General features: G+C 36.3%; 23 protein-coding genes. 2 read left to right on the forward strand and 21 right to left on the reverse strand.

The window, feature by feature from the left end:
- Positions 1-114: 114 nt before the first annotated feature.
- From LB452_RS08430 to LB452_RS08530, 21 genes are all read right to left on the reverse strand, one after another.
- Positions 115-885, reverse strand: a complete 771-nt coding sequence (locus LB452_RS08430; RefSeq protein ID WP_224461297.1) for a 3-hydroxybutyrate dehydrogenase — start codon at positions 883-885, stop codon at positions 115-117.
- A complete protein-coding gene (locus LB452_RS08435) occupies positions 878-1,672 on the reverse strand; it encodes an alpha/beta fold hydrolase (protein ID WP_224461298.1) in 795 nt (264 codons plus the stop codon). The genes LB452_RS08430 and LB452_RS08435 overlap by 8 nt, the downstream gene beginning before the upstream one ends.
- An 8-nt stretch (positions 1,673-1,680) precedes the next feature.
- Positions 1,681-4,170, reverse strand: coding sequence for a TonB-dependent receptor (locus LB452_RS08440; protein WP_224461299.1), 2,490 nt, complete (start codon positions 4,168-4,170; stop codon positions 1,681-1,683).
- A 125-nt stretch (positions 4,171-4,295) separates the two neighbouring features.
- On the reverse strand, positions 4,296-5,726 hold the full coding sequence (locus tag LB452_RS08445) for a hypothetical protein (protein ID WP_224461300.1): 1,431 nt from the start codon (positions 5,724-5,726) through the stop codon (positions 4,296-4,298).
- 2 nt (positions 5,727-5,728) lie between these two features.
- The gene (locus LB452_RS08450) at positions 5,729-6,655 is read right to left on the reverse strand and encodes an alpha/beta fold hydrolase (RefSeq protein WP_224461301.1); all 927 of its coding nucleotides are present in this window, start codon (positions 6,653-6,655) and stop codon (positions 5,729-5,731) included.
- Positions 6,630-8,159: a class I adenylate-forming enzyme family protein gene (locus tag LB452_RS08455; RefSeq protein WP_224461302.1), complete on the reverse strand. Its 1,530-nt coding sequence runs from the start codon at positions 8,157-8,159 to the stop codon at positions 6,630-6,632. The genes LB452_RS08450 and LB452_RS08455 overlap by 26 nt, the downstream gene beginning before the upstream one ends.
- Complete coding sequence (locus LB452_RS08460) at positions 8,156-9,640, reverse strand: sodium/pantothenate symporter (RefSeq protein WP_224461303.1); 1,485 nt, start codon at positions 9,638-9,640, stop codon at positions 8,156-8,158. Before LB452_RS08460 ends, LB452_RS08455 begins: the two co-directional genes overlap by 4 nt.
- A gap of 242 nt (positions 9,641-9,882) precedes the next feature.
- A complete protein-coding gene (locus LB452_RS08465; RefSeq protein ID WP_224461304.1) occupies positions 9,883-10,689 on the reverse strand; it encodes an HAD family hydrolase in 807 nt (268 codons plus the stop codon).
- Positions 10,690-11,077: 388 nt separating this feature from the next.
- Positions 11,078-12,334: an NAD(P)/FAD-dependent oxidoreductase gene (locus LB452_RS08470; RefSeq protein ID WP_224461305.1), complete on the reverse strand. Its 1,257-nt coding sequence runs from the start codon at positions 12,332-12,334 to the stop codon at positions 11,078-11,080.
- Between the two features lie 205 nt (positions 12,335-12,539).
- The gene (locus LB452_RS08475; protein ID WP_224461306.1) at positions 12,540-13,280 is read right to left on the reverse strand and encodes a ZIP family metal transporter; all 741 of its coding nucleotides are present in this window, start codon (positions 13,278-13,280) and stop codon (positions 12,540-12,542) included.
- A gap of 56 nt (positions 13,281-13,336) precedes the next feature.
- Positions 13,337-14,014, reverse strand: coding sequence for an aspartate/glutamate racemase family protein (locus LB452_RS08480; protein WP_224461307.1), 678 nt, complete (start codon positions 14,012-14,014; stop codon positions 13,337-13,339).
- Positions 14,015-14,039: 25 nt separating this feature from the next.
- Complete coding sequence (locus LB452_RS08485) at positions 14,040-14,399, reverse strand: zinc ribbon domain-containing protein YjdM (RefSeq protein ID WP_224461308.1); 360 nt, start codon at positions 14,397-14,399, stop codon at positions 14,040-14,042.
- Between the two features lie 80 nt (positions 14,400-14,479).
- On the reverse strand, positions 14,480-15,253 hold the full coding sequence (locus LB452_RS08490; RefSeq protein ID WP_224461309.1) for a carbonic anhydrase: 774 nt from the start codon (positions 15,251-15,253) through the stop codon (positions 14,480-14,482).
- A complete protein-coding gene (locus LB452_RS08495) occupies positions 15,246-16,247 on the reverse strand; it encodes a c-type heme family protein (RefSeq protein ID WP_224461310.1) in 1,002 nt (333 codons plus the stop codon). The genes LB452_RS08490 and LB452_RS08495 overlap by 8 nt, the downstream gene beginning before the upstream one ends.
- A 287-nt stretch (positions 16,248-16,534) precedes the next feature.
- Positions 16,535-17,206: a peroxiredoxin gene (locus LB452_RS08500; protein ID WP_224461311.1), complete on the reverse strand. Its 672-nt coding sequence runs from the start codon at positions 17,204-17,206 to the stop codon at positions 16,535-16,537.
- 184 nt (positions 17,207-17,390) lie between these two features.
- A complete protein-coding gene (locus tag LB452_RS08505; protein WP_224461312.1) occupies positions 17,391-17,810 on the reverse strand; it encodes a hypothetical protein in 420 nt (139 codons plus the stop codon).
- A 1-nt stretch (position 17,811) separates the two neighbouring features.
- Positions 17,812-18,234, reverse strand: a complete 423-nt coding sequence (locus tag LB452_RS08510; protein ID WP_224461313.1) for a hypothetical protein — start codon at positions 18,232-18,234, stop codon at positions 17,812-17,814.
- Between the two features lie 3 nt (positions 18,235-18,237).
- Complete coding sequence (locus tag LB452_RS08515) at positions 18,238-18,408, reverse strand: hypothetical protein (RefSeq protein WP_224461314.1); 171 nt, start codon at positions 18,406-18,408, stop codon at positions 18,238-18,240.
- Between the two features lie 658 nt (positions 18,409-19,066).
- Positions 19,067-19,486, reverse strand: a complete 420-nt coding sequence (locus LB452_RS08520; RefSeq protein ID WP_224461315.1) for a hypothetical protein — start codon at positions 19,484-19,486, stop codon at positions 19,067-19,069.
- A gap of 697 nt (positions 19,487-20,183) precedes the next feature.
- Positions 20,184-21,032, reverse strand: a complete 849-nt coding sequence (locus LB452_RS08525; protein ID WP_224461316.1) for a TolB family protein — start codon at positions 21,030-21,032, stop codon at positions 20,184-20,186.
- Positions 21,033-21,096: 64 nt separating this feature from the next.
- Complete coding sequence (locus LB452_RS08530; RefSeq protein WP_224461317.1) at positions 21,097-21,270, reverse strand: hypothetical protein; 174 nt, start codon at positions 21,268-21,270, stop codon at positions 21,097-21,099.
- Positions 21,271-21,467: 197 nt separating this feature from the next.
- On the opposite strand from LB452_RS08530, the gene LB452_RS08535 reads away from it, so the two are divergent.
- Together LB452_RS08535 and LB452_RS08540 are read left to right on the forward strand one after the other, a co-directional pair.
- Positions 21,468-23,387, forward strand: a complete 1,920-nt coding sequence (locus LB452_RS08535; RefSeq protein WP_224461318.1) for a DUF294 nucleotidyltransferase-like domain-containing protein — start codon at positions 21,468-21,470, stop codon at positions 23,385-23,387.
- Positions 23,384-23,986: a 3'-5' exonuclease gene (locus LB452_RS08540; RefSeq protein ID WP_224461319.1), complete on the forward strand. Its 603-nt coding sequence runs from the start codon at positions 23,384-23,386 to the stop codon at positions 23,984-23,986. Before LB452_RS08535 ends, LB452_RS08540 begins: the two co-directional genes overlap by 4 nt.
- Positions 23,987-24,069: the final 83 nt, after the last annotated feature.

Consider the following 24,069-nt stretch of genomic DNA (forward strand, 5'->3'; position numbering starts at 1 on the left):
TCAATCCCCTCACCAAGGCTTTGGGGATTGGGGAAAGGACTTGAAATGGAAACTAGGATGAGCTTCAAAAACAGTAAATGACCTTCTATCCTTATAATTAGGTAAAAAATCTATTTATTGCGCGGTCCAGCCGCCATCGAGCGTATAAGAGGAGCCCGTGATGGCAGATGAGTTTTCCGCAGCCAGAAAGAGGGCTAATTCTGAAATCTTTTCTTCTGGTATAAATTCTTTTACTGCCTGCTTTTTTAGCATAACTTTTTGGACAATTTCCTCTTCTGTTAATCCATGGGCTTTACTTTGATCTTTGATTTGTCCTTCAACCAGCGGCGTTTTGACATACCCAGGACAGATGGCATTACAGGTAATATTTGAACCTGCACCTTCCAAGCCTAAAACTTTTGTAAGTCCTATCATACCATGTTTTGCAGAGACGTAAGCCGATTTATACTCTGATGCTCTTAAACCATGAACAGAAGAAATATTTATGATTCTACCAAATTTATTTTTCTTCATGCTGGTCCAAACTGCTTTGGAGGCTATAAAGGCTGCTGTTAGGTTGATCGCAATAATAGCGTTCCATTTTTCCAGAGGAAATTCTTCTAGAGGAGATACATATTGAATTCCTGCATTATTAATAAGGGTATCTATAGTTTCAAATTTTTCCAGGGTTGCTGTCACAAGCTTTTCAATTTCTTCCGGATGCATGAGGTTGGCATTAGAAAAATCTGTTTTTACATTGTATTCCTCTGCTACTTTTCTCGCTATTTCTGCACCATTTGTTTCCAAACCGTGAAACATCACATTATACCCTTTACTTGCAAACGCTTTGGCAATCGTATATCCAATTCCGCTGGTACTTCCTGTTATGAGTGCTGTTCTAGTCATTTTTTAAAAAATTTAAAACTATCTTATTAAATTGTGCAGGTTGATCCATAGTTACTCCGTGTCTTGACTGGTTAACCACTTCAACTTTGGAATTTTCCATTTGTTTGGCGTAGGCTTCTTTCAATGAAACAGGGGTGTAATCCTGGTCTGAAGCTATGACTAATGTGGGAACTTTTATGTCTTTGATCTTTTCTCCAATCCCCCATTCCATCAGCGTGATGAAGGAATTGAAATAGCTGCCAACAGGATTTTTTCTTACTCTCTTATAAAAAGCTTCTTTAAGTTTTAGCTGCTCATCTTCTGGAAACATGCTTTCTGAAATTTGTTTGGCTAAAGGCTCTATTCCTACTGTTTCCAAAATTTTGGTCCTGTCCTTAATCATTTCTTCTCCCATTTCTCCTAAATTGTTAAAATCTGGAGCTGTGTTGACAACAATTAGTTTAGAAATCAATTTAGGTTGCTTTATCGCTATTTCAAAAGCAATGGCACCACCCATAGAAAATCCAACGATCACAAATTGTTTTATTCCTAATTCCTGAAGCAAGAGCACATTATCTTCTGCACAAAGAGAAATACCATATTCATCCCTGGTTTTAGGTTTTGATGAATTCCCATGGCCCCGAAGGTCTGGTGCAATAACCCGATAATGTTTAGAAAAGCTTTCAATCTGCATGTTCCAGTCGGCTTTTGTAGAACCCAGACCGTGAAGGAGAAGAATTGCTTCTCCTTCACCTATGTCCAGGTATTCCAGTTCAATGCCGTTGCTAAGTTTTATACTTCGGATCATAGCTAGGTTTACATTTTGTTTCTTTTGTTTTGACCAAACTGATACTTCAATTCTACTAGATATAATCTTCCGATAACTGGTGAGGCTACAAACTCTCTGACCTCAGAATCGAAAATGTTGGTAACAGAAGCACCCAGGCTTAAATTTTCATTGATGTTGTATCCAACATTGATATCGAAGTTTACAAAGCCTCCGAGTGGACCATAGTTCCATGTTCTTCCAACTCTGGCATTTTCAACAATTTCATTGACTCCATCTCCATTAAGATCCTGAGTTTCTGCAGCGACATTGATACCTGAGAAGAAGTCATATTCTTGAACCCATCTGCTAAAAATGGATCCGAAAAATTTGTCACCAGTATAATAATAACCCAGGTTTGCTTTATGCTTTGGAGTATTAATTGGGAGATCTGTTTTGGTCACCACTCCATCTCTGTTCGCATCATTAGCTGAATCGTTCAAGTCGAGATCGTAGTCGAAATAAGAGTAATTAAAAGCTAATCTGTTTCTGTCATTTAGGTAATAATTCAATCCAAGATCTGCTCCGTAGGTATCCACTTTTCCAAAGTTCAAGTAAGTAAGTACAAATCCACCATTGGCTCCAGGAGTAACATCATTGATCGGTGTACCACCTCTACTTACAACAGGGTTGTCAGGTTGTGCAATATTTAATAATGGGCTAAGGAAATCTTCAGAAACATTATAATATGCATTAGCGTCAATAAGGAGTTTATCTCCAAAAAGTTTCCCCTTATAACCAGCTTCTAAAGAACGTATTGTCTCTACCTTCAATTCAGGAATTTGAGTGCCATCTTGTAATGTAAATCCTTCACCATTACCCAATACTAGACCTCCAAAAAGGTTTCCGCTTAAATTAAGGATTGATGGAGCTGCGATACCCTTTCCATAAGTAAGTCTAAAACTTCCGAAATCATAGTTTTTAACAAGTGCAGCTTTTGGAATAAAGTTTCCGCCATAAAGTTCGTGATCATCATATCTTCCTACCAGCAGAACATCAAGGTCAATATCTTCAAAATTATACTCCAACTGACCGTAGAATCCTGTCTGGTCAATAATTATTGCTCCATCCTGATCCAACAAATAAGTTCCTTGTGAATCGGCTCTATCCTGTTGAAATTGAGCACCCGCAACATAGAGAAGATTACCAATTTGGTTGTTATACTGTGCCTCTGCATTCAATCTTCGCGACGCATCTTTAAACACTGCACCTCTTGGAAGTGTTATACCACCACCTGGGGCACCTTGGATAGGGAAGAAAGCTTCAGTAAAAGAACGACTTCTAGCTTCTTGTTCCCCAAAACCATTTTCGATGAAAGACACATAATTTTGTGTTCTTTGATTCATCGCATAGGTATCGTCTGTATTACTCCAGTGATGATACACATTAGCATAAACACGTGGAGAAACAAATTTCAATTGCGCGTAATCAATGCTCCAGTCTTTGATCTGATTTCTACCAGCGTTGGTCACACCAATATTATTATTGTTACTATGGCCATAAGAAGCAATAAGATCTGTTCTATCATTAAATGAATAATAGGTAGTTGCTCCATACCTAGTGACTGAAAAATCTCTGTCCAATTCCAATTCAGGATAGGCTGTTGTTCCGACATAAACAGAATCTACATAGTTAAATTCTTCGCCTTGTTGTCTTTCTCCCCATACTTTGAAAGCGAATTTGTCGTTTACAACCTGAGCATGGCGAGCGCGTATATTAAATTGTTCTTGATTTCCTCCGGCTAGAGCAATTGTAGTTCCTTCTGAAGACCTAGGGTCTTTAGTAATTGTACTTATCAGACCATTATGAGCATTCGGACCGTATAAGGCAGCGTTAGGACCTAAAATGATTTCATTTCTTTCGATATCATCCCTAATAATTGTAGTAAAACTTCCAAAAGGTAAGCCAGTAGCAATAAGAGAGGAAATTCTACCGTCCTCTACCTGTAGGTTTTTACTATTGAAAGCAGAATTAAAACCACGAATATTGATACCAATTCCCTGCACTCCAGTTCTAACGTAATCCACACCCTTTTGCCTTGCAGCCAACTCTGCAGGATTTCCAGCGTATCTTTCAATATCTTCAGAATTAATAATATTGACTGTAGCAGGAGCTCTCGTTACTTTTTGTGGCCTTCTGTTGGCAGAAATCACCACCTCATCGATCATTGCTGAAGATTCAGATAAACTAAAATTTTCAACAAGAACATCTTTATCATTTACGACTATGTCACGGGAAATGGTTCCGTAACCAATGTAAAAGACATCTAAGGCATATTCGCCAGTATCAATATTTTTGAGCAAATATTTACCGTTGGCATCTGTAACCGCACCTATATTGGTTCCTCTTAGCACAACGCTAGTGCCTTGAAGCGGTTTTTGAGTACTTGCATCTGTAACAGTTCCGCTTACACTGCCTTTTTGAGCATAAGCAGCCATACTGATCAACAGACAAAGGAACATTGACATATGTATCTTCATAACATAGATTTTTAATTGTTTAAGACGAAATTAAGAATTGACTTAAGCCTGTGATATGAAGAAAAAAAATTCATTCATGTGACTCATGAAATAAAAAGCTGCTACAGGTTAAGGACATATTATATTTACTGCTCTGATACCAAGTGCGACTTTATAGAGGAAAAAAGTCCTGGGAAGGTAAATGAAAGTCTTTCCACAAACGCAGAGAAGTCCAAACGTCCTTTTTTGCTGAAATTTTCAGCAGATTCTGCAGTTAGTATAAACTCTTTTTTTAATTTTTCTTCAGAAAAATTACCAACCATATAGTTGGAAAGTGTATGATACCAGTGAATTTTAGGAATAAAATCTTCAAGATGCATCACTTCAGTTTCTCGTTCAATCAAGTTGTATTTTTTGATGATTTTCAAAACTTCAGAGTATTTCTCTTTAGTAATCAATAACATCAAATAACTTGAAAAAAAATGCCTCCATCGGTGCTCAAAGACATCCTCATTATTATCATTCAGAAAGTTATTAGCAAAGTTTTCAGCAACATTAAGTCGCTTATTTCTAACTAATGTCCGTATGTAATGTGTTGCAAATCCGAGCTTGTGGTGATGATTGTGAGTCTTTTTATATAAGTCGTAGTTTTCTACCATCAATTCTAAAGCTTCCTTGTTTTTGTCCTTTTTCAACAAAATAGCAATTAGATTATTGAGATAGAAAAGTTTATCACTGTTCTCTTGTTTTATAGAGAGGTAAGCATAATATTCTGCCTTTTCTAAATCTTCAAGATTGGAATGAAGTATGACCCGATTTGCGTAATAATTGAACAAAATGCGACGGGAATACATCAATCCTTCCTGGAAATATTTATCGACTTGGTCAAAAATAGAAGTGGCCTTTTCATATTCCTTGTAATTAAAATACAAAAACACCAGCCTAATAAAAGCATTGTATCTATTGAGTCCGTCAAGGTTTTCACTTCGCATGAACTCCAGAAGCTGTTCCTCCCAGTGTTTGGTATCATGGCTGCCGCTCGTGTATTGACGTGTAAGGTCTTTGGTTGCAAAAAAAAGTTGCTCTTTGACTTCAACAGCCTTTAGGTAATAGTTTCGATTTTCTTTCAAAAAGGATTCTGTCAATTTACAGTCCTTATATCGAAAACGAATCAAAAGAAAATCCTGATACTCTCTTACCAACTCATAGAATTTCTGAAAATAGAAGGAAGTATGGGTATAACTTGTAATCTCATTTAATAGATCCTTTTCTTCAGAGGGCTTTATCGTATCGGTTAAAATCTTATTCTCTATTGCGGAAAGGTAGTTCAGATGTCCGTCCACATCTTTAGTCTGCAGTTTTTTAGCTATCCATTTTTTTATATAAGTGTATTTTCTTTTGTCAATAGTTTCATCAAAATCATAAGAAACTAACAATGAAGTGGCATTGGAACAAACCTTATCAAGAATAGATTCTTTTTCATCATCTCTTATTTTATGATCCTTCAAGAGGTATGAAGCTTCGTGAGGGAGAATCCCCTCAGCAAAATCATTGAATATTTTAAGTTTAGATTTCATTATTAGTTTAAGAATTCTGTGATCACAGTATTCACTTGATCTGGCTTTTCAAAGTTTACAAAATGCCCCGCTTCATCAATCAATTCAATTTTTAGGTTCTTTATTTTTTCTTTGGCTGTTTCAACTAAAGAAGTAATATTCTGAGCAGGATGAAAATATCTATTAGGTATCAAAAGATCATTTTTTCCGTAAATCATCAAGACAGGAATTTCGATATCAGACATCCTATCAATGACCGGTTCATCCAGCATCGCATGAATGTTATTCACTACGACTTCAGAATAGATCTTCATATCATCAGCTTCCTTCATTGTGATTCGTTCCTGAATCATAAATTCAGCATCTTCGGGAAATTGGTGAAAATTCATTTTAAAATTGTTCCTGATTTGTTCTGGAGTAGATTTTTCGACCATTTCAGCAGTGTAAGAAGCTTTCATTACAACTGCTTCATTCTCAGAGAATGTTTCAATACCAGCAGGAGCTATCAGCACAAGACTTTTGAAATTATCCTGAGCAGCTAACAGCGTGTGCATAGCGACCTGTCCTCCCATAGAGTGACCTACCAGAATCACATCATGAAGATTCTTTTTTTCGATAAAGCTATTTAGAAAATCAGCGTAATCTTTCAGGGAATAGGTCGTACTGTTTTTTGTGGATTTTCCATAACCTGGAAGATCCAAGGCTATACACCTGTACTCATTCTTGAGTTCTGAAATATTTTTCTTCCAGGACTGCAAATTGCTGGAAAGTCCGTGAATGAACAAGAGTGTGTTTTGTCCCGAACCTACATCCACAAAAGCAATTTTTTCGTTTTCTATTGAAATCTTTTCCACGTTTTCATCATAGTTTAAAATATCACTAATCTGGTTCTGACTAAGAGCACTTAACCAGAACAATAATAGGCTACTGCAAAAAATTATTTTTGACATTATTCATTTTTTTAAATGCGACTTTCAATTTCTTTTTATTGATTTTTCCTAATCCTGACTTAGGCAACTTCTCCATAACAATGATCTCCTTTGGAACTTTATAGGAAGCAAGGTTGTTTTTCAGAAAAGATCTTATGTCTTTTTCATGGAGTTTTTGATTGTCAAGTACAACAAAAGCAACTCCAGTTTCACCCCACTTCTCATCCTCAACTCCAACGACTGCTGCCTCCATAATTCCGTCTATTTTATAAAGTGTTTTTTCTATTTCTGAAGGATGAATGTTTTCTCCACCAGAAATATAGATCTGGTTTTTCCTTCCAAGAATGTATAAAAACCCATCATCATCTTTGGTGACTACATCTCCGGTGTGTAACCAGTCATCTTTAATTTTTCCGAGTGTATAAGAAGTGTTATTCCAATATCCCGGAGTGACGATATGACCTCTAACGCAGAACTCTCCTGGTTCATTATTATTCACTTCTTCGTTCTCATCATTTATGATCTTAACATCCACATAAAAATTGGGCTTTCCAATTGAGCCTTTTTTCCACAAAGCTTCATGCCGGTGAAGAGAAGTAATGGAAGGACCAGCTTCTGTAAGTCCGTATCCCTGACTGATGAGAATTCCCTTTTTTGCCCAGGCATCTATTAATTGGATGGATAAATCTTCTCCCCCTACTATAAAATAATTTAATTTTTTCGGCTTGAATGCCTCAAAAGCTTTAGAATTTACCATCATGCGAAGCATTGTAGGCACTGCTAAAAATAAACTTATCGGTTGTTCTTGAAGGTAGCTTAAAACTTTTCCAGGTTTAAATTTGCTTATAAAATCTACTCTCGCTCCTCGATGAAGCATGGGTAACAATAAAACATTCCATCCTGAAGTATGGTAAGGAGGCAATGAATTAAGGGTATGATCTGAAGAAGTTATTTCAAGTTGAATAGCTGTATTGAGATTGTTCCAAACCATCATCTGGTTGGTATAAATGACTCCTTTAGGTTTACCTGTAGTACCTGAGGTGAAAAAAATAAAAACAGGCTGCTCCTTTTCTATTTCAAAATCTGGTTCAAAATCATCTAAACTTATTGTTTTAGCTTTTTCAAAAAAACTTTCGAGAGAGATAATCTGAGCTTCGGCTCTTTTTTTTAGATCAAGAATTTGTGTTTCAAATTTGAAATCATCAGCTAAAATTAGAGAAGGGCTTACATCTTTCAAACAATGAAGCATTTCAGATGTTGAATACCTGTAGTTAAGTGGAACCAGAATAATACCCAAACGCTGCGCAGCGATAAAGAGCATAAGATATTGCGGAGAGTGTTCAGCGATCACCGCCAATCGATCTCCTTTTTTGAGATGAAATCTATTCGTAAGATAGCTGCCAATCTGTAGTGAATTCTGATGAAGTTGTAAGTAAGAAAAGGACTGTTTGGTTTCCGTGCAAAAAACCGCCTTTTTATGAGGCGTGTACGATGACCATTTTGATATCCAGTCCAGATAATTCATGCTTTCTTCTTACTGACTGAATATAGAAAATTAGCGACAATAAAAGATATTACAATGGCTATGGCCGCAGAGACTCCCGGATTATTAACGGGCTCTTGCATATACTCTGTGATTCTCCCGTAATAAATAATAAAATGAAGCGCCACAGCAGAAAAACTGGCGATAAAGACGGCTGTTTTTTTCACTTTTTTAAAATATATTCCAAAAAGCACAGGTACAAAAGCAGCAGCAAAATAGGCATATACGCCATTTTGAGCAAAAATAGCAACGCTTACATTTGGATTGATTATCTGATCGTAGCTTAGTGAAAAACTTGCTATGGCAAGCGCCACAATAACGATCTTATTTAATGCCACACCACTTATTTTTTTAACTGAAGGAAAAAGGGGTGTGATAAGGTCTGTACTTATTGTAGTAGAAAGTGATTGAATTAAATTTTCCAGCGTTGAAAGTCCAGCTGAAATCAATCCTGCAACGATTATGACACCAGCTCCGGCTGTAAAAGTCTTAACAACATAGGCAGAAACCAGCTCATCCATTTGAAGCGGTACACCACCTAATGTGAGATTTGGGAATAATATTCTGGCGTACAAGCCAACAAAGACGACCATGAAGAAAAGGATCATGCATATAATGGCGATTATGAGATATTGGTTCACTGATTTCTCACTCTTCAGAAATAAAGTTTTTGTAATGATATGTGGCTGACAAACAATCGCAATACCAATTACAATCTGACAGAAAATAATCTCAAAATAGTCTCTGAACAAAAAACTTTCCTCATTAGTAGGCTTTACAAGATTCGGATCGATAGCTTTAAGTGTAGCCACAAATCCCTCAAAGCCTTCGGTGAAGTAGTCTGCACCTGAGGCGAGAAGCATCACAGCAACTATAAACATAAGAATTGCCTGAACAGAATTGGTGTATACCATAGAATTGGCTCCTCCAAACATCATGTATCCAAATACAAACACCACCAACCCTAAAAGTACCCAGAAGGGTTCCAAATTAAGTGACTTGGAAATAATCTGAGTGAGTCCGACACAAATGAGAACAATAAAAGTAATAAGTAAGAGAGAAAGAATTGCAAAAAATATGGTCATGGCTTTACTATCGTAACGTTTACCGATCCATTGTGCCATCGTTACTGCCTTAACCGTCGAACCATACTTTTGAAAGGCTTTAGTAAAGAAGATAAGTGATGCAAAAATCGCAATCGGCATGACAAACCCAAAAGATATAATTCCTGAAAATCCATATAGCGCAATAAACCCAGGATTAATAATAAACGTTGCAGCACTAGTCATGGAAGCTGCCAAAGACAAACCAACGGCCCAGGCAGGAAATCCTTTACTACCTATTGCAAAATCATTAATGTCTTTAGTTTTAATCATTCCTCTGATTACAAAAAAAATGATAACTATCGCATATATGACAAGTAAAATCGTGACGTAAGTTGACCAAGTATCGCTTGCGAACATAAGTAGTATAAATTTCAAACGTGAAATTAGATTTAATAAGCTGATTCCACAGCATCACTTAGTGAATATGAAAGTGTGACTTATTAATATTTATACTTAAATATATATTTAACCCTTATAATAATAAATAAAGACCTAAGTGCGACTAAACTTTAGAATACATCTAGCCATTATAACAAATCATATTATCAACTAATCCTCAAATCCTATAATCTTCAAATCATATCATCAGCGAATCCAGATCAAGAATTAGCTGAAATCACTTGTTTTAAAATGGACTCTACTCCAAGATCATCGTTGCTCGAGGTGTGGTAATTGGCTATATTTTTTACATTGGGATGCGCATTGGACATGGCGTAACTAAACTGAGCTAATTTCAACATTTCAATGTCATTATTATAATCACCAAAGACCATAGTCTCTTTGGGAGTAATGTTGAGATGATCCTGAATTTGCTTCAAAGCGTAAGACTTGTTAGCTTCTTTATGCAAAATATCCATCCAATTCTGACCAGAAACCGTAACCTGAAATCGATCGGTTATATCTTCAACACCTGGATAAACGTACTTTTCTGTAGACTTGAAATGAAACACGGCAATCTTTACAAATTGATCGTCGTCGACTTGCGTCAAATCTTTTACATGGCTCACCTCTGAATAGTAATTACCGAGTATAGAAATAAATTCTGAATCCTCCGATTCGATATAAGCTGTTTTTCTACCACATAAAACGATATAACAGTCGTTTATTTTTCTCAAACGTGAAATACATTCTGAAATTTCGACAAGATTCAGCTGCAATAGGACATTGGTTTCTTTATTAAACATCATGATGGCTCCATTTTCTGCAATCACACTAATATCTTCTTTGATGGAAGACAGTTTTTCCAAAATACTTTGATACTGTCTTCCACTCGCTGCTACAAAATGAATGTCGTTTCTTTTTAAATGCTCAAACTGACTTAAAAACAGAGAACTCACTTGGTGTTCACTGTTCAATAAAGTGCCGTCCATATCTGAAACTACGAGTTTAATTTTAGAAAAATCCATTGCTTATTTTGTATTTGTAACTTTTGAAAAGTGTTTTTGGTAATAAAATTGTTCCACTAATCTATTAAAAGATATATCATCCCAAAATTGATTTGACCTTAAATTCTAAAGTTTACATCAATTAATGCTAATCTGAAGCGTGAGTTGAAATTAAGAAGAATAATTTCGATGTTCGGTAAACAGCATAAAATATTTATTATTCAGGTTTATTGAAAATTTGAAACCAAAAATCTAAAATCCTAAATCTTCCCAGCCCCGATAGAAATGGAAAGCCCGCAATCCCCAAAGCTTTGGGGAACGGACTTGGAATGGATAGCGGGAATAGCTCCAAAAAAAAAGCAGAACCCAATTGAGACTCTGCTTTCGTGAACTTAAAACTATTTATGATTTATACGGCTTCCCCTTTCATCATTTTATTCCAATATAAATACGGTAAACCATACTTTTTCAACATCCATAGTCTCCAATGTTCTTTAGCTGAATTGAATACTAACATCTGTTTTAGTTTTGGATCTGGTGTGAAGTTGCCTTCATAATCAAATTCTGCCAAGGCCATTTTGCCATAACCGGTTACTAATGGGCATGAGGAATAACCTTGATAGCTTTTATTGCTTGCTGGTTTATTGTTCATCATAAACATGAGGTTTTCTACCACCACAGGTACTTGTTTTCTAATGGCAGCACCTGTTTTGGCAGTTGGCAGGGCGGCGACATCTCCTAAACCAAAAATATTTGGATATTCATTATGTTGGAGAGAATTGATGTTCACGTCCAGCCAGCCCTCTTTGGTTACTAAATTTGATTCTTTAATAAATTTTGGAGCAGTTTGAGGTGGTGCTAAATGCAACATATCAAATGGCATTTCAATAATGGCATCACCAGATATTTTTTCACCAATGCTTTTACTTTCATTTTCTACACATTGATTTTCATCGTCTCCAACGTACTTGAACGTGACAATTTTCTTGTCAGCATCAATTTTAACCGGTGCATAAAAAGGCTTAAAGTGCATACCGTAACGATCGACTACTTTGGTAAGTGTATCCCGAATTTCTTTTACACCGAACAAAACGGAACCAGGAGTTGCAAATACAACTCGCGCATCAATTTTATTTTTTTGGAAATAATCTGCCGCTAAATAAGCGATTTTCTGAGGAGCACCACCGCACTTAATTGGTGTTGTAGGTTGTGTAAATATGGCATTTCCACCTTTGAAATTTTTTACCACCTCCCAGGTGTGCTTAGGATCTGTATAATTACTACATACCACTCCTTTATCCAAAGAAGATTCTAAACCTTCAATTAAAGAAAGATCCATGACTAAACCTGGAGCGACTACCAGATAATCATAACTGACCTCACCACTGTTTTTTGTTTTGACTAAATTGTTATCTGCATCAAATCCAGTGGCGTAATCTTGTATCCAATCAGCACCTTCAGGAATTAAATCCTTCATAGGTTTGGCGGTATCTTCATAATCGTATGTTCCTGCTCCAACTAGCGTCCATGCAGGTTGATAATAATGAGTATCTGCTGGGTCTATAATTCCAATCGAAAGACCAGAATCCTTTTTGAGGAGTTGTGCAGCAGTCATTATTCCCGCTGTACCTCCTCCAATGATTAAAACTGAATATTTTGATTTCATGTCTTTTGTTTTTTTTAAAAATAACTAATAAGCCTAATTTAGAATGTTACAAAAGTTACACAGATTTTACAGTAAGCTTAATTACCAGCATATGAGAAAAAATAAGAACAATATCTGAGCTCTTATTACCCATAGCTAAAGAATGACCTTATGATATGCAGGCATTCAAGTATTTTGATTGATGAGAAGCAATAAACATTCAATGTCATTCCATCAAAACCTGGAAAAGCATCATCATCGCTATAGAAACTGTAACTATGGTGGCGACGTGTTGTTTTTTTGAATTTTCTAAAGCATCGGGTATAAGGTCTGAAAACACCATCCATACCATAGCTCCAGCTGCGAGACCTAAACCTACCGGCAGAAATGGTTTAAAAGCCGAAACAAATAGAAACGCCGGAATTGCCAGAAGAGGTTGCGGCAAACTAGAAACAATGCTCCATACTCCTGCCTTCCAGGTACTCATCCCTTTGGGAATCAAAACAAGGCTAATGGCTAAACCTTCTGGTATATTATGAATAGCAATAGCCGCAGACATGAACACGCCAAATCCTTCATCACCACCAAAAGAAACTCCGATTCCGACACCTTCGGCAAAGGAATGTATAGTCATCACCCCTATAATCATTAATGCTTTTTTGGCATTAGCTCCTTTTAATTTACCGACATGAAGATCATCATGCTTGGAAAGCCATTTCTGACTAAGTAGAATAAAAACCAAGCCTACTAAAACTCCGATAATCGTTCTATACAAATTATAACCAATCCCTTCATTTACCAGTCTAAAACTTGCCGCTAGCATAATTCCTGATGCGACGGCACCTCCCCAGCCTAGCCATTTTTTAGGCATCTTTTTGACAAAAAAGAAAGGGATTGCTCCAAATCCAGTTGTTATGGCAGTAATTAATGCATACAAAAGGACTTTTAAAACTGGCTCATCGAACATAATTCTCGTTGTTATGTAAAATAAAGTTTCTTATGATTAGTGATTTTTCACCTATGTTAATCAACAATAAAATCAACAGCAGTCTGTACGTGTAAATCTGTAGTAGCTAGAAATGGCAAAGTTGATGTTTCATTTTTGAGTAAAATTGGTAGCTCAGTACACCCTAATATCACGGCATCTACATCATTTTCAAAAGTGGTGATAAGTTCCTTGTAAAAAGCTTTAGCCTCTTCAGTAAATTTACCCTGAGTTAATTCCTTGGAGACAAAATGATGTGATTTTTCAATATCAATTTCACCAGGAATCACGATTTCAAGTTGGTGTTTGCTTGTTAGATAATCCTTTAAAAAACCTTTGGTCATCGTTGGTTTATTACCCAATAAGAGCAACTTTTTGAAGTTGTTCTTCTTTGCTTCTTTAGCTACAGAATCTCCAATGTGGAGGAACGGAATACCTATTTTAGGCTGGACAAAATCGACAGCCATGTGCGGGGTGTTGGCACAGATCAAGACAGCCTCTGCGCCTGCCTGCTCCAAAGTCTTAGCAACTCTCAGGTAAGTTTGATTGATTTCATCTTCATCTTGCCTTCTCATCACATCAATGTTGATGCTATGCAGCAATAATTCTGGATTTTGCGAGCCTCCGATTCTATCGGATACTTTGGCGTTGATATCACGATAATATTCTAGTGTGGAGTGATAAGATGTTCCTCCAATAAGTCCAAGTAGTTTCATAAGCAACAATTGAGTTCGTTATGAGTTATGCTTTTTTAACAAATTGAGATTTTAATGCCATGGCTCCAAAATCCTTAATTTTGCAATCGATATTGTGATCGCCATCTGTCAGACGAATATTTTTCACTTTGGTTCCTGCTTTCAACGGTTTTGGAAACCCCTTCACCGGAAGGTCTTTTACGATAACGACGTTGTCCCCATTTTCAAGTACGTTTCCATTAGCATCTTTTATAAGGGGTTCTTTGCTTTCCGCTTCGTTTCCTTCTGGTTTCTTTTCTTCGATATTCCACTCAAAACTACATTGCGGACAATTGTATGAACCTTGCCCTACGGAATAACCATAAGGTGATTTACAATTTGGGCATTCTTTCAGTTCTTCTGACATAGATTTTTTAAATATTATTTTAAGCTCATAAATACGAAGAACCTTTTACTTCTTAGGCATCGATTAGATTTTATTCTAGTCTAAAAAGAAGTCGAATAAATGACTCTACCATGATGAGGCTGTTCTTCCCTATAATTGTTGATTGGCATCAAGTATTTCAATAATTCTACTTGCTCAAGCGAAACTTCTATAGCCTGCTTGAACACAATCCAGGTCACTTCTTCAGAACAAGGCGGCGTGGTAAGCGAACCATTATATGAAAAGTAACCTTTATTCTGTGGTAGATTTTGAGAAATATCAAAAGGACGTTGTATCAGTTTCGTTTCTCCTTTTTGAATAGGAAGGTAACTTTCTAGAAGTTCAAAGGGTTTGCTGTTTTTTCCTTCCTTAGCCATCACTGAAAGCACCACAAATTCTTTGGACTCGTTTTGGTGTACCAGATGAATTTCCAAAGGATAGCGAACACCTTCAATAAGATGTTCTGCGGGTTCGTGGAAATGAAATTGTTTGAGATGAAAAGTATCGGTTTCGTGAATCAAAAAATCTCCTTCTTCAAAATCATACTGAATGGAATGCCCATTATTTGCAACATCATGGAGTATTGTTTTTTCTGAATAATGTAAGTCTATAGGCTCAAGATCCTCTGAAACTTTATAGTTGACAAGATTGATTGGCGATTGAAAATTTCCATTACAATGGGTTTCACCTTCCAGCTCTGACCACCGCTCCGGACCTGTCTCCCCATCATAACTCCAATGAACTGATTTATCACTAGTATCAACCTCTTCTTTAGATTGATTTTTACAACCTAAAACCAAAACAAGAACGGAAGTAAGTACAAGAAATCTATTCATTTTTCTCAAAGCTTATACTCCACATTCCTCTGACTTCATTCACTCCGTAACCTATAGCATTATCTTGAGGATACAATTCTTTGATTTTATCGTAGGTTTCTCTTTCGATTTCCTTGCCTGGTGTTCCATGACATTTCAGGCACATGCCATTGGTGACTATAGGATAGTAAAAATTCACGTTTTCACCATCTTCCACCACTGTAGGTTCGGGCTCTTCTCCATTTTTTAAAATCTGCTTATACAGTGAAATATATTCCAACTCTTCCGCGTTAGCTTCATTTTCTGGATTTCTAAACTTGTCAGAAACTCGTTTTATAGCAGCGTTGTGCTTGGTTGCCATAGAATCGGTAAGTGGCATCGCCTGAACATTACAAAAGGATAAAGCATGCAAGACGCCTTCCTTTTGAATCGCTCCCATCAAGTTTTTACCCAAAGTTTGCTTGGTAGATTTGGCGTAGGACATACCAATTTCCGCATAGCTTTGCTCAGGCTCAGGTAAGCTCCCAACAGATTTTCCCTTTTGCCTGTATCCTTTCTTGTGCTTCTTTTCCCAGTGCTCCTGGAACCACTCTGGCTGTTCAATTTCGTAATCATACATAAATGCAGCGATAGCTTCAATATCTTTTTGCTTGTAAGGCTGGTAAGGCATTAATCCGAAACGCTTTACAGCGCCTTTAAGCTTTGCCTTTTCATGAGTCGGTTTTTCGACAAAATTCCATAGATCAGCAATAAATTCTTCTTTGGAATCTGCATCTCGGGAGTATCTCGCTTTCAAAGCTATCATCGGTGGTGCTATCATGGATTCTTCAGCGGCTTTGGGACTATGGCAGAGATAGCATTTGTTCTGCATCAGGGTCTTTCCTCTCGCTGCTATTTCTTCTGAATTTAATTCAGTTGACTTTAATTTTATGTAATCTGTTTTATTTTCTTCAGAAGATTTTTTGCAGGAGGTCAGGCTCACAGCTATAACTAAAGCAATTAAGGTCCATTTCATGATATTCAAATTTAATAAAGCAATTTAGGCAGAGTCTATGTATTGAATGGTAACTAAAGTTACAGGAATCTGAGGAGGTAGGTTTTAGGGAGTGAAAAATTTCGAATTTCGAATTATGAATTTTTGATCTGTAAGTCGTGAGTTATAGATCAAAATTTTGAAATTACAAGTTCGGAATGATAAATTTGAAATCTCCCAGGTACCGAAAACAATGAAAACAAGAAATAGCTTAAAACAAAAAAAGCGGAGAATACATCTCCGCTTTCATTAATCAACAAAACTACTTACTAAAATTGTTTCTTGGCCAGATACCAAGTTGTTTTCTCGATAGACTCATCTGCTACTCTGTCTTCGTATGCCTTCAATGTTTTTGGTGGTGGTACAATGCCTTTTTCACCTTTTTTCCAATCCAATGGGCAAGCTGCACCGTGTTCATCGGAGAATTGTAGAGCTTCCAAACATCTTAAGATCTCATCCATGTTTCTACCTACATTTAGCGGGTAGTACATGATCAATCTTATTTTTTTGCTCGGATCGATGAAGAATACGGCTCTTACAGCTGCAGTTTCACTTTCGTTGGGCTGTAACATTCCGTATAGCTTGGATACCTTCATATCGATATCTGCGATAATTGGAAAGTCCATATAGACTCCGGTGTTTTGCTTAACGCTATCTACCCAACCAATGTGAGAGTGAATGGAGTCAATACTCAATCCTAAAAGTTCAGTGTTAAGAGCTTCAAACTCTTTTTTTCTGACTGCAAATCCACTCATTTCGGTGGTACATACAGGCGTAAAATCTGCAGGGTGAGAAAACATTACCGTCCATTTGTCTGGAGCAAACTCAGACATTTTCATTTTACCTGTAGTGGTTACTGCTTCAAAATCTGGAGCTTGATCACCGATTCTTGGCATCTGAGCTGGTTGTTCTGCGTTGTTTATTTCTTTTAAATCTTCCATAGTTAATTTGTTTTTTATGATGGTAAAAATATAAGTTTAAACTATAGTTTTGAAAGTAACGATAGTTACACAGAATAGTAAAATGTCGAAATAATTAAAAAACTATTTTCATTGTTGGATAGCCTTAAAAGCGTGAAACATTAGAAGTAGTTTTTTAAATCAAGAAAAAGGCTTCTGAAATGCTTTAAAACTTACTGAAGCAGTTCTTTTCTGAAGGTAAATCAAGCGTCTTAAATACCTTGATTAATTTGACTAGAGACGTGTTATCAATAGAATTGAAATCAATCTGTATTGTTTTCGTTTCTGACTTCACAATGTAATTTCCCTCAATTTTTTGAATATCCTGAATCTCATTAAAATCTATTTTGGTATTTGATCGAAGTAACTTGACTTCCTCAATGCTATTGTTTTCGATCAACAAATAGAGATTCTTGCTGGAGTAGAAAAAATCGAACAAGTGGCCAGCACCTAAAAACAGATAGACGAAAGCACTCCAGTTAAAAGAGTCCTCTCCAGTAAATAAAAAATAAAACCCAACTATGATCCATAATGAGGCAATGATCAAAGGCGAGTAAATTCTTTTTTTATAAAAATTGATTTTCATTTCAGCTGGTTAAAAAATTTTTGTCCGGAGGAAGGTTTAGGTTTTTAAGAAAATGAATTAATTGGTCCAGAGATTCTTTTTCGATGACATCTGGTTCAATCTTTAAAGTTTTATTTCCCGACTTTAAGATAAAGTCACCGTGTATTCTTTTGATCTCCTTAATGTGGTCTATATGTATCTCATTCGTAAAACTAAATCCATAAAGAAAATTCTTCTTGATCACCCCGTTTTCTATAATCAGATATTGATGTTTAGTATCATAGAGAAAGTGGAGAATATCCAAAAAGCCAATGGCTATAAAGCCGAATCCAAACCAATATATATTCTCACTGGTAATGAGAAAATAGCCAATACCAAAAGCTATCCATACCAATCCTAAAGTGAGATGGGTGTTGAGTTTTCTTTTCTTTAGATTTATTTTCATAATTCAGCTTGCCAAAAAAGTATTCTCAGATGGTAAATCTAGATCTTTTAGAAATTCATTCAATTGGTTAATAGATTCTTTTTCGATGAAATTGAGTTTAATTTTTAGTTTTTTGGTGTCGGATTTCAGAATATACTTATCGTTAACTTTCTCTATCTCTACGATTTCATCCACATTGATTTTATTTTTAAATAAATAGAGAGTGTTTTTTTCGATTTTCTCATTATTGATTTGAAGGTATTGATGCTTTTGATTGTAAAGAAAAACTGTAAAGATTGCTAGACCAGCTGTTACATAGAAATAATTTTAAAGCTCTGTGAAATTGTCGTTTAAGAATAGGTAATAAACCCCCGGCACAAACCAAAAAAGACTTAAGTATAAATCTGTGTAAAGGCGTTTTTTAGTGAATGTTATTTTCATTTCCAACTGGCTAAAAAGGATTTTTCTGAAGGTAAATCAAGACCTTTTAAAAGCTCTAGCAATTTATTCAACGAGGAATGATCAACGAGATCAATTTTAATCTTCATCGCTTTAGATCCTGATCTTAAAATGTAATTCCCTTTTACTTTCTCAATATGTTGAATCTCATCCAACTCCATCTTATTTTTGAACCCGTAAAGTATGTTTTTAGTGATGATCCCGTTTTCGATTATGAGATAGCCATGTTTTAGATCATAAAAATAATGTCCTTAATATAGTATCCCTAAAATCGTAAAAAGAAAGCCGTACAATTTAGTAAAATTGCTTTCATACAGAGAAAAGACTCCTGCTGAAAACAACAGTATACCCATTGTTAAGTTGATGTAGAGTCTAAACTTTTGAAAATTGATTTTCATTTCCAACTGGCTAAAAAGGATTTTTCTGAAGGTAGATCAAGACCTTTTAAAAGCTCTAGCAATTTGTTTAACGAAGAATGATCTATGAGATCGATCTTAATTTTCATCGTTTTGGATGCTGATTTTAGGATGTAATTCCCTTTTACTTTCTCAATCTGTTGAATGTCATCCAACTCCATTTTATTTTTAAAACCGTAAAGTATGTTTTTGGTGATGATCCCGTTTTCGATTTCGAGATAGCCATGTTTTAGATCGTATAAATAATGCCCTAAATAGAGAACGGCCAAAATCATATATACGATACCTTTCCATATGCTAGAATCGCTTTCATTTAAAGAATAGGTACCCATTATTATCCAAGTGATCCCTAAGCCTAAGTTGATGTAAAGTCTGTAATTTGAAAATTTTATTTTCATTAGATAGAAAAGTTAATAATTATGGCTTTAATGAATTTTTGTAAGCATTCCCTCCGCTTATGATCGCTTCTTTAGCGCCTCCCAGTCGTAAAGTGTATTGACTACAAAAAAGCTGAAAAATCCAAGGATAAATACTTTTACATCTCTTCTTGATGTGTTTTTCATCATAGTTAGTGGATTTAATATAAATCTTGAATTTAAAGAATTCTGTAATAAGAGACATGTATATCTTTCTTGTATCTGATTGAAATATTGCCGAGTACAACTCTTAAGTTAATTAAAGTTCTAAAATTATTTTCGCTTTAAATTCGTTTAGATTTTATTTTTTTTTGATAATTAAAGTAAAGTTTTCCTATTACTATAGTCGAACCAATCATCAGGACATAGATCATGATGTACCTAAAAACCATAGAAGTGAAAATGAAATTAAAGTTTTTTTCGATGGATTTGTAAATAATTAATTTTAGTAGTTTCCATTTCTTAATCTATAGTAATTGGTTATTTATAACTTCAAAGCCAGCTTTTAAAATCTGATTAACATGTAATTACTATCGTTTTTTTAAGTTCCAAATTAAAGCATCTTATTCAATAAAATGCAATTTGACAAAAATAAATTATCCACATCACCGTGAGTGATTTAAAGGATAACTCATGCAGATATGGTTTGACTTAATAGGCAAAACAACTTAAGGACGAATTACTTTTCATAAGAAACAAAAGCAAAGCGTTTCCCATCAGGTGACCAGGAGGGCACATTGAGGCTGCCTTGTCCGCCGGTAAATTCGCATAAAGTAGTGATCTCTTGGGTTTCCAAATCGAAAAGTCTTAGGGCTACTTGTTTCAATGGTGGGTGGGCATCGCCCTGATCTTTGAGATAGGATAGAAATACAAAAGAAAAACCGTCTGGCGACGGGTGTGGAAACCAGTTGGAGTAGACATCTTGTGTAAGTTGTGTTTTTTCGCTACCATCCACTTTCATCCTCCAGATCTCCATGCTTCCAGATCGTATGGAATTGTAATAAATGTAGTGTCCATCGTGGGAATAATCTGGACCATCGTCTAGCCATTCTCCGGCTGTAAGTCTGGTTTCCTGACCGCTAGCAATGTCAATATTGTAAATATCAAGACTCTTATCACGTTTGGCTGTATAAACCAGAGTTTTCCCGTCTGGGGACCAACCGTGCCAAAAGGAAGGTTCTTTGGGCGTGATCAATTCTGGAGTACCACCAGAGGCTGGAAGTCTATAAATTTTGGAAGTGAGCCACTGTTCTTTATCCTTGGGTGGGAATGCATCAGCAGAGCTGATAACTATCTGTTTTCCGTCTGGCGAAATGCCATGGTCATTGTTCAGATGTTTTGCAAAACCTGTGTCTAGATCTGTTCTTGCTTTGGTTTTCAAATTCAGTTTAAAAAGTTTTCCATCACTATTTAAAAGAAGATATTTATCATCTCGACTCCAGTTGGGCGCCTCAAAATGACCATTTTCAGTATAGATCACTTCCCTTTGGTGAGTATTGAGATTGTAAATTTCTAGTATGGATTTCATTTTAAAGTAATTTGAAGGCTTGTCTTAATAGTAAGACTCAGAACTTAAGAAGCCTTACTTCTCATTAATCCTCATCAGACTTTTTCAGTTGATTATAACCAGTCACCCCTGCAGCAATTGACAGAACTAACATAGTAGGAACAGCGACTTTCCAAAGCGGACAGGAAAAATAAGCGCCGACCATTAAACCTAAAAACAATCCGCTTGCCCAAAATAAAACCATGTGTTGCTTGATCATAATATCATTTTTTCTTTAAAAGTATTATTTTTAATTTAAACAAAAAGATCTTATCAGCACAACGTTGTTTTTTGTTTAGCAATGAAAAATTACAATTCAAGTTGTAAATATTTAATTTTAGAAAAGCAAACACATATGAATTTCAGCAAATGGTTTCTTTTGCTTAACTTTTACAACTAGTTCAAACCCTCATTGAAATGGAAAATGTCATTGTAGAACGTGTTGCTGATTTTCTGAAGCAATATCCGCCCTTTCAGGATTTGAGTTTGGCTGACCTACATCGATTAGCTACACAAGTTAGAGTTCATTATATTCCTAAAAGAGACTTTTTATTTAAACAAGGGGACGCAGCGCACAAGGAATTTTATGTGGTGCAACAAGGAGCAGTAGGATTACGGTCAAAAGACGTGAGCTCATCCAACTGGATCGATATATGCGACGAAGGCGATATTCTGGGCTTACGCCCATTGTTTGCAGATCAAACCTACGCTATGGAAGCCATGGCAAGAGAAGAATGCGTATTGTATGCCATTCCTTTTGAGGCTTTTAAAGAATTATTACTGAATAACAAAATGGTGATGGATTTTCTCCTGGAGAGCTTTGCCTCCAATACCAGAAATCCAAAATCTTCAGAATCTAAAGGTAAACTGCTATCCAGCAATTACAATTCAGGCGAAGAGGCAACTTCAGAATTGGATTTTTTTCAGCAGGCATTTTACACCAAAAATCCTATTTGCCTCTCTCCTACCAAGACGATACAGGAAGCGGCTTATATTATGAATAAGCACAAAATCAGCTCGCTAATTATTGAAGAGAATAAGCTCCCGATTGGTATCGTCACCGATAAAGATATTCGCCGGTGGGTCGCCAATGGTAGCATGAATAATGAAGAAAAGTTAAGCATAATCATGTCTTCACCTGTAAAATGCGTTCCTCCGCATGTTCATTTAGCCGATGTACAGGGCTTACTCTTACAGCATAAAATTGGTCATTTGTGCGTTACCAAAGATGGATCTCAAAATTCAGAAATTATAGGAATTTTATCAGAGCATGATATTGTTACGGTGCAAGCCAATAATCCTATCGCACTTCTGAAGCAAATTGAACGGGTGGACCAACAAGAAGATCTAATCAGAATTCGGGAATCACTGAGTAGTCTCTTACAGGCCTACCTCAACACGGGCTTGCCGATGCCCTACGTCATGAAAGTAAGCCGATTGATCATGCAAGCTTTGATGCACCGGGTCATTGAATTAAGCGAACAAAAACTTGGAGAATCTCCAGTCAAATTTGCCTGGCTGGGAATTGGGAGTCAAGGGCGGGGCGAACAATTGTTGCTAACAGATCAGGATCATGCATTGGTTTTTGAAGACGTTCCCGATGAAAAATTTGAACATACCCAGGCCTACTTTTTAAAATTGGCTGAGGAGGTAAGTCGCATTTTCAATGAACTTGGCTATGTGTTTTGTCCTGCAGACATGATGGCCAGCAATCCGGAGTATTGCTTGAGTCTGAGTCAGTGGAAACAGAAGTTTTCCAATTGGATAGATAAGCCTTCATCTAAAAGCATCATGATGTGTAATATCTTTTTTGACTACGCTAAGGTGTATGGTGAAGATGAGCTTTCGAAACAACTGAGTGCGCATATTTTCAAAAAACTAAAAGGCAATCAACGTTTTTTCGCTTATCTAGGTGAAGATGCGGTAAAAAATCCGCCGCCTTTAGGGTTTTTCAGACAATTTATAATTGAAGAGGATGGCGGACATAAAGATGAATTTGATGTCAAAGCCAGAGCCATTCAGCCGTTGGTGGAGGCGGCCCGGGTTTTAATTTTATCTGAAGGCATAGAAGGTAAAAACAATACGATTGAACGCTTTGAAAAACTGATAGAACTCGAACCGCAAAACGAAGACATCTACGCGGGATGTATCAAAAGTTTTCATGTCTTATCAAGGTTTAGAGCCATTGAAGGCTTTCAGCACAATTCTACAGGCAGGTATTTGGAACTGTCAACATTGAGCAAAAGTGACAAAATGAAGTTGAAGCGTGCCTTTAAACCCATCAAAGACATTCAACGTTTATTAAAAAACCGATTTCAACTCGCCTACTTTCTATGATGCGCTGGCTCGATAACTTATTTAAAAAGAAAGAAGATTACCCGGAGTTTTGGCAAGCTTACGCCGCAAAATTTAAACAATCTGATCGTAGCCGAGTCATCGTTTTAGATTGTGAAACCACTGGACTCACCCCTGGAGAAGATAAAATTTTATCGATTGGAGCAGTCGCTTTACATGATAACGTGATCCATGTCAAAGATCATTTTTATGTATTCCTCAATCAAAAACTGAATAAACCAGAAAGTATTGCTGTACACGGCATTGTAAAAAACAAGCCGTATTCCTTGATTTCTGAAAGTGATGCCCTTAAGCAATTACTAAAATTCCTGAGCAATTCTAAAATCCTGGGGCATCACATCCAGTTTGATATCCAAATGATTAATATAGCCCTCGCAACTATGGGACTTCCAAAGTTGAAAAACCAAGTAGCCGATACCAACGACCTATATTCAAAATTTAAAGGAGTGGATCAATCGATGCACAAAAGTTTAGATGAATTGTGCGATGAATTCCATATTCCCAAAAAGGACAGGCATACGGCTTTAGGCGATGCATTTTTAACCGCTCAAGTCTATCAGCGCTTAGTGATTTCAGTTTAGCACAAAATCCAATATCAAAAGGTGGATTTTTTGGAACTCAATTAATTATGGAAACTAAATCAAAATCAGAAGATTCTGGCATT

The organism is Psychroflexus longus (genome assembly GCF_020164595.1).
In the GTDB taxonomy this organism is placed as follows: Bacteria; Bacteroidota; Bacteroidia; order Flavobacteriales; family Flavobacteriaceae; genus Psychroflexus; species Psychroflexus longus.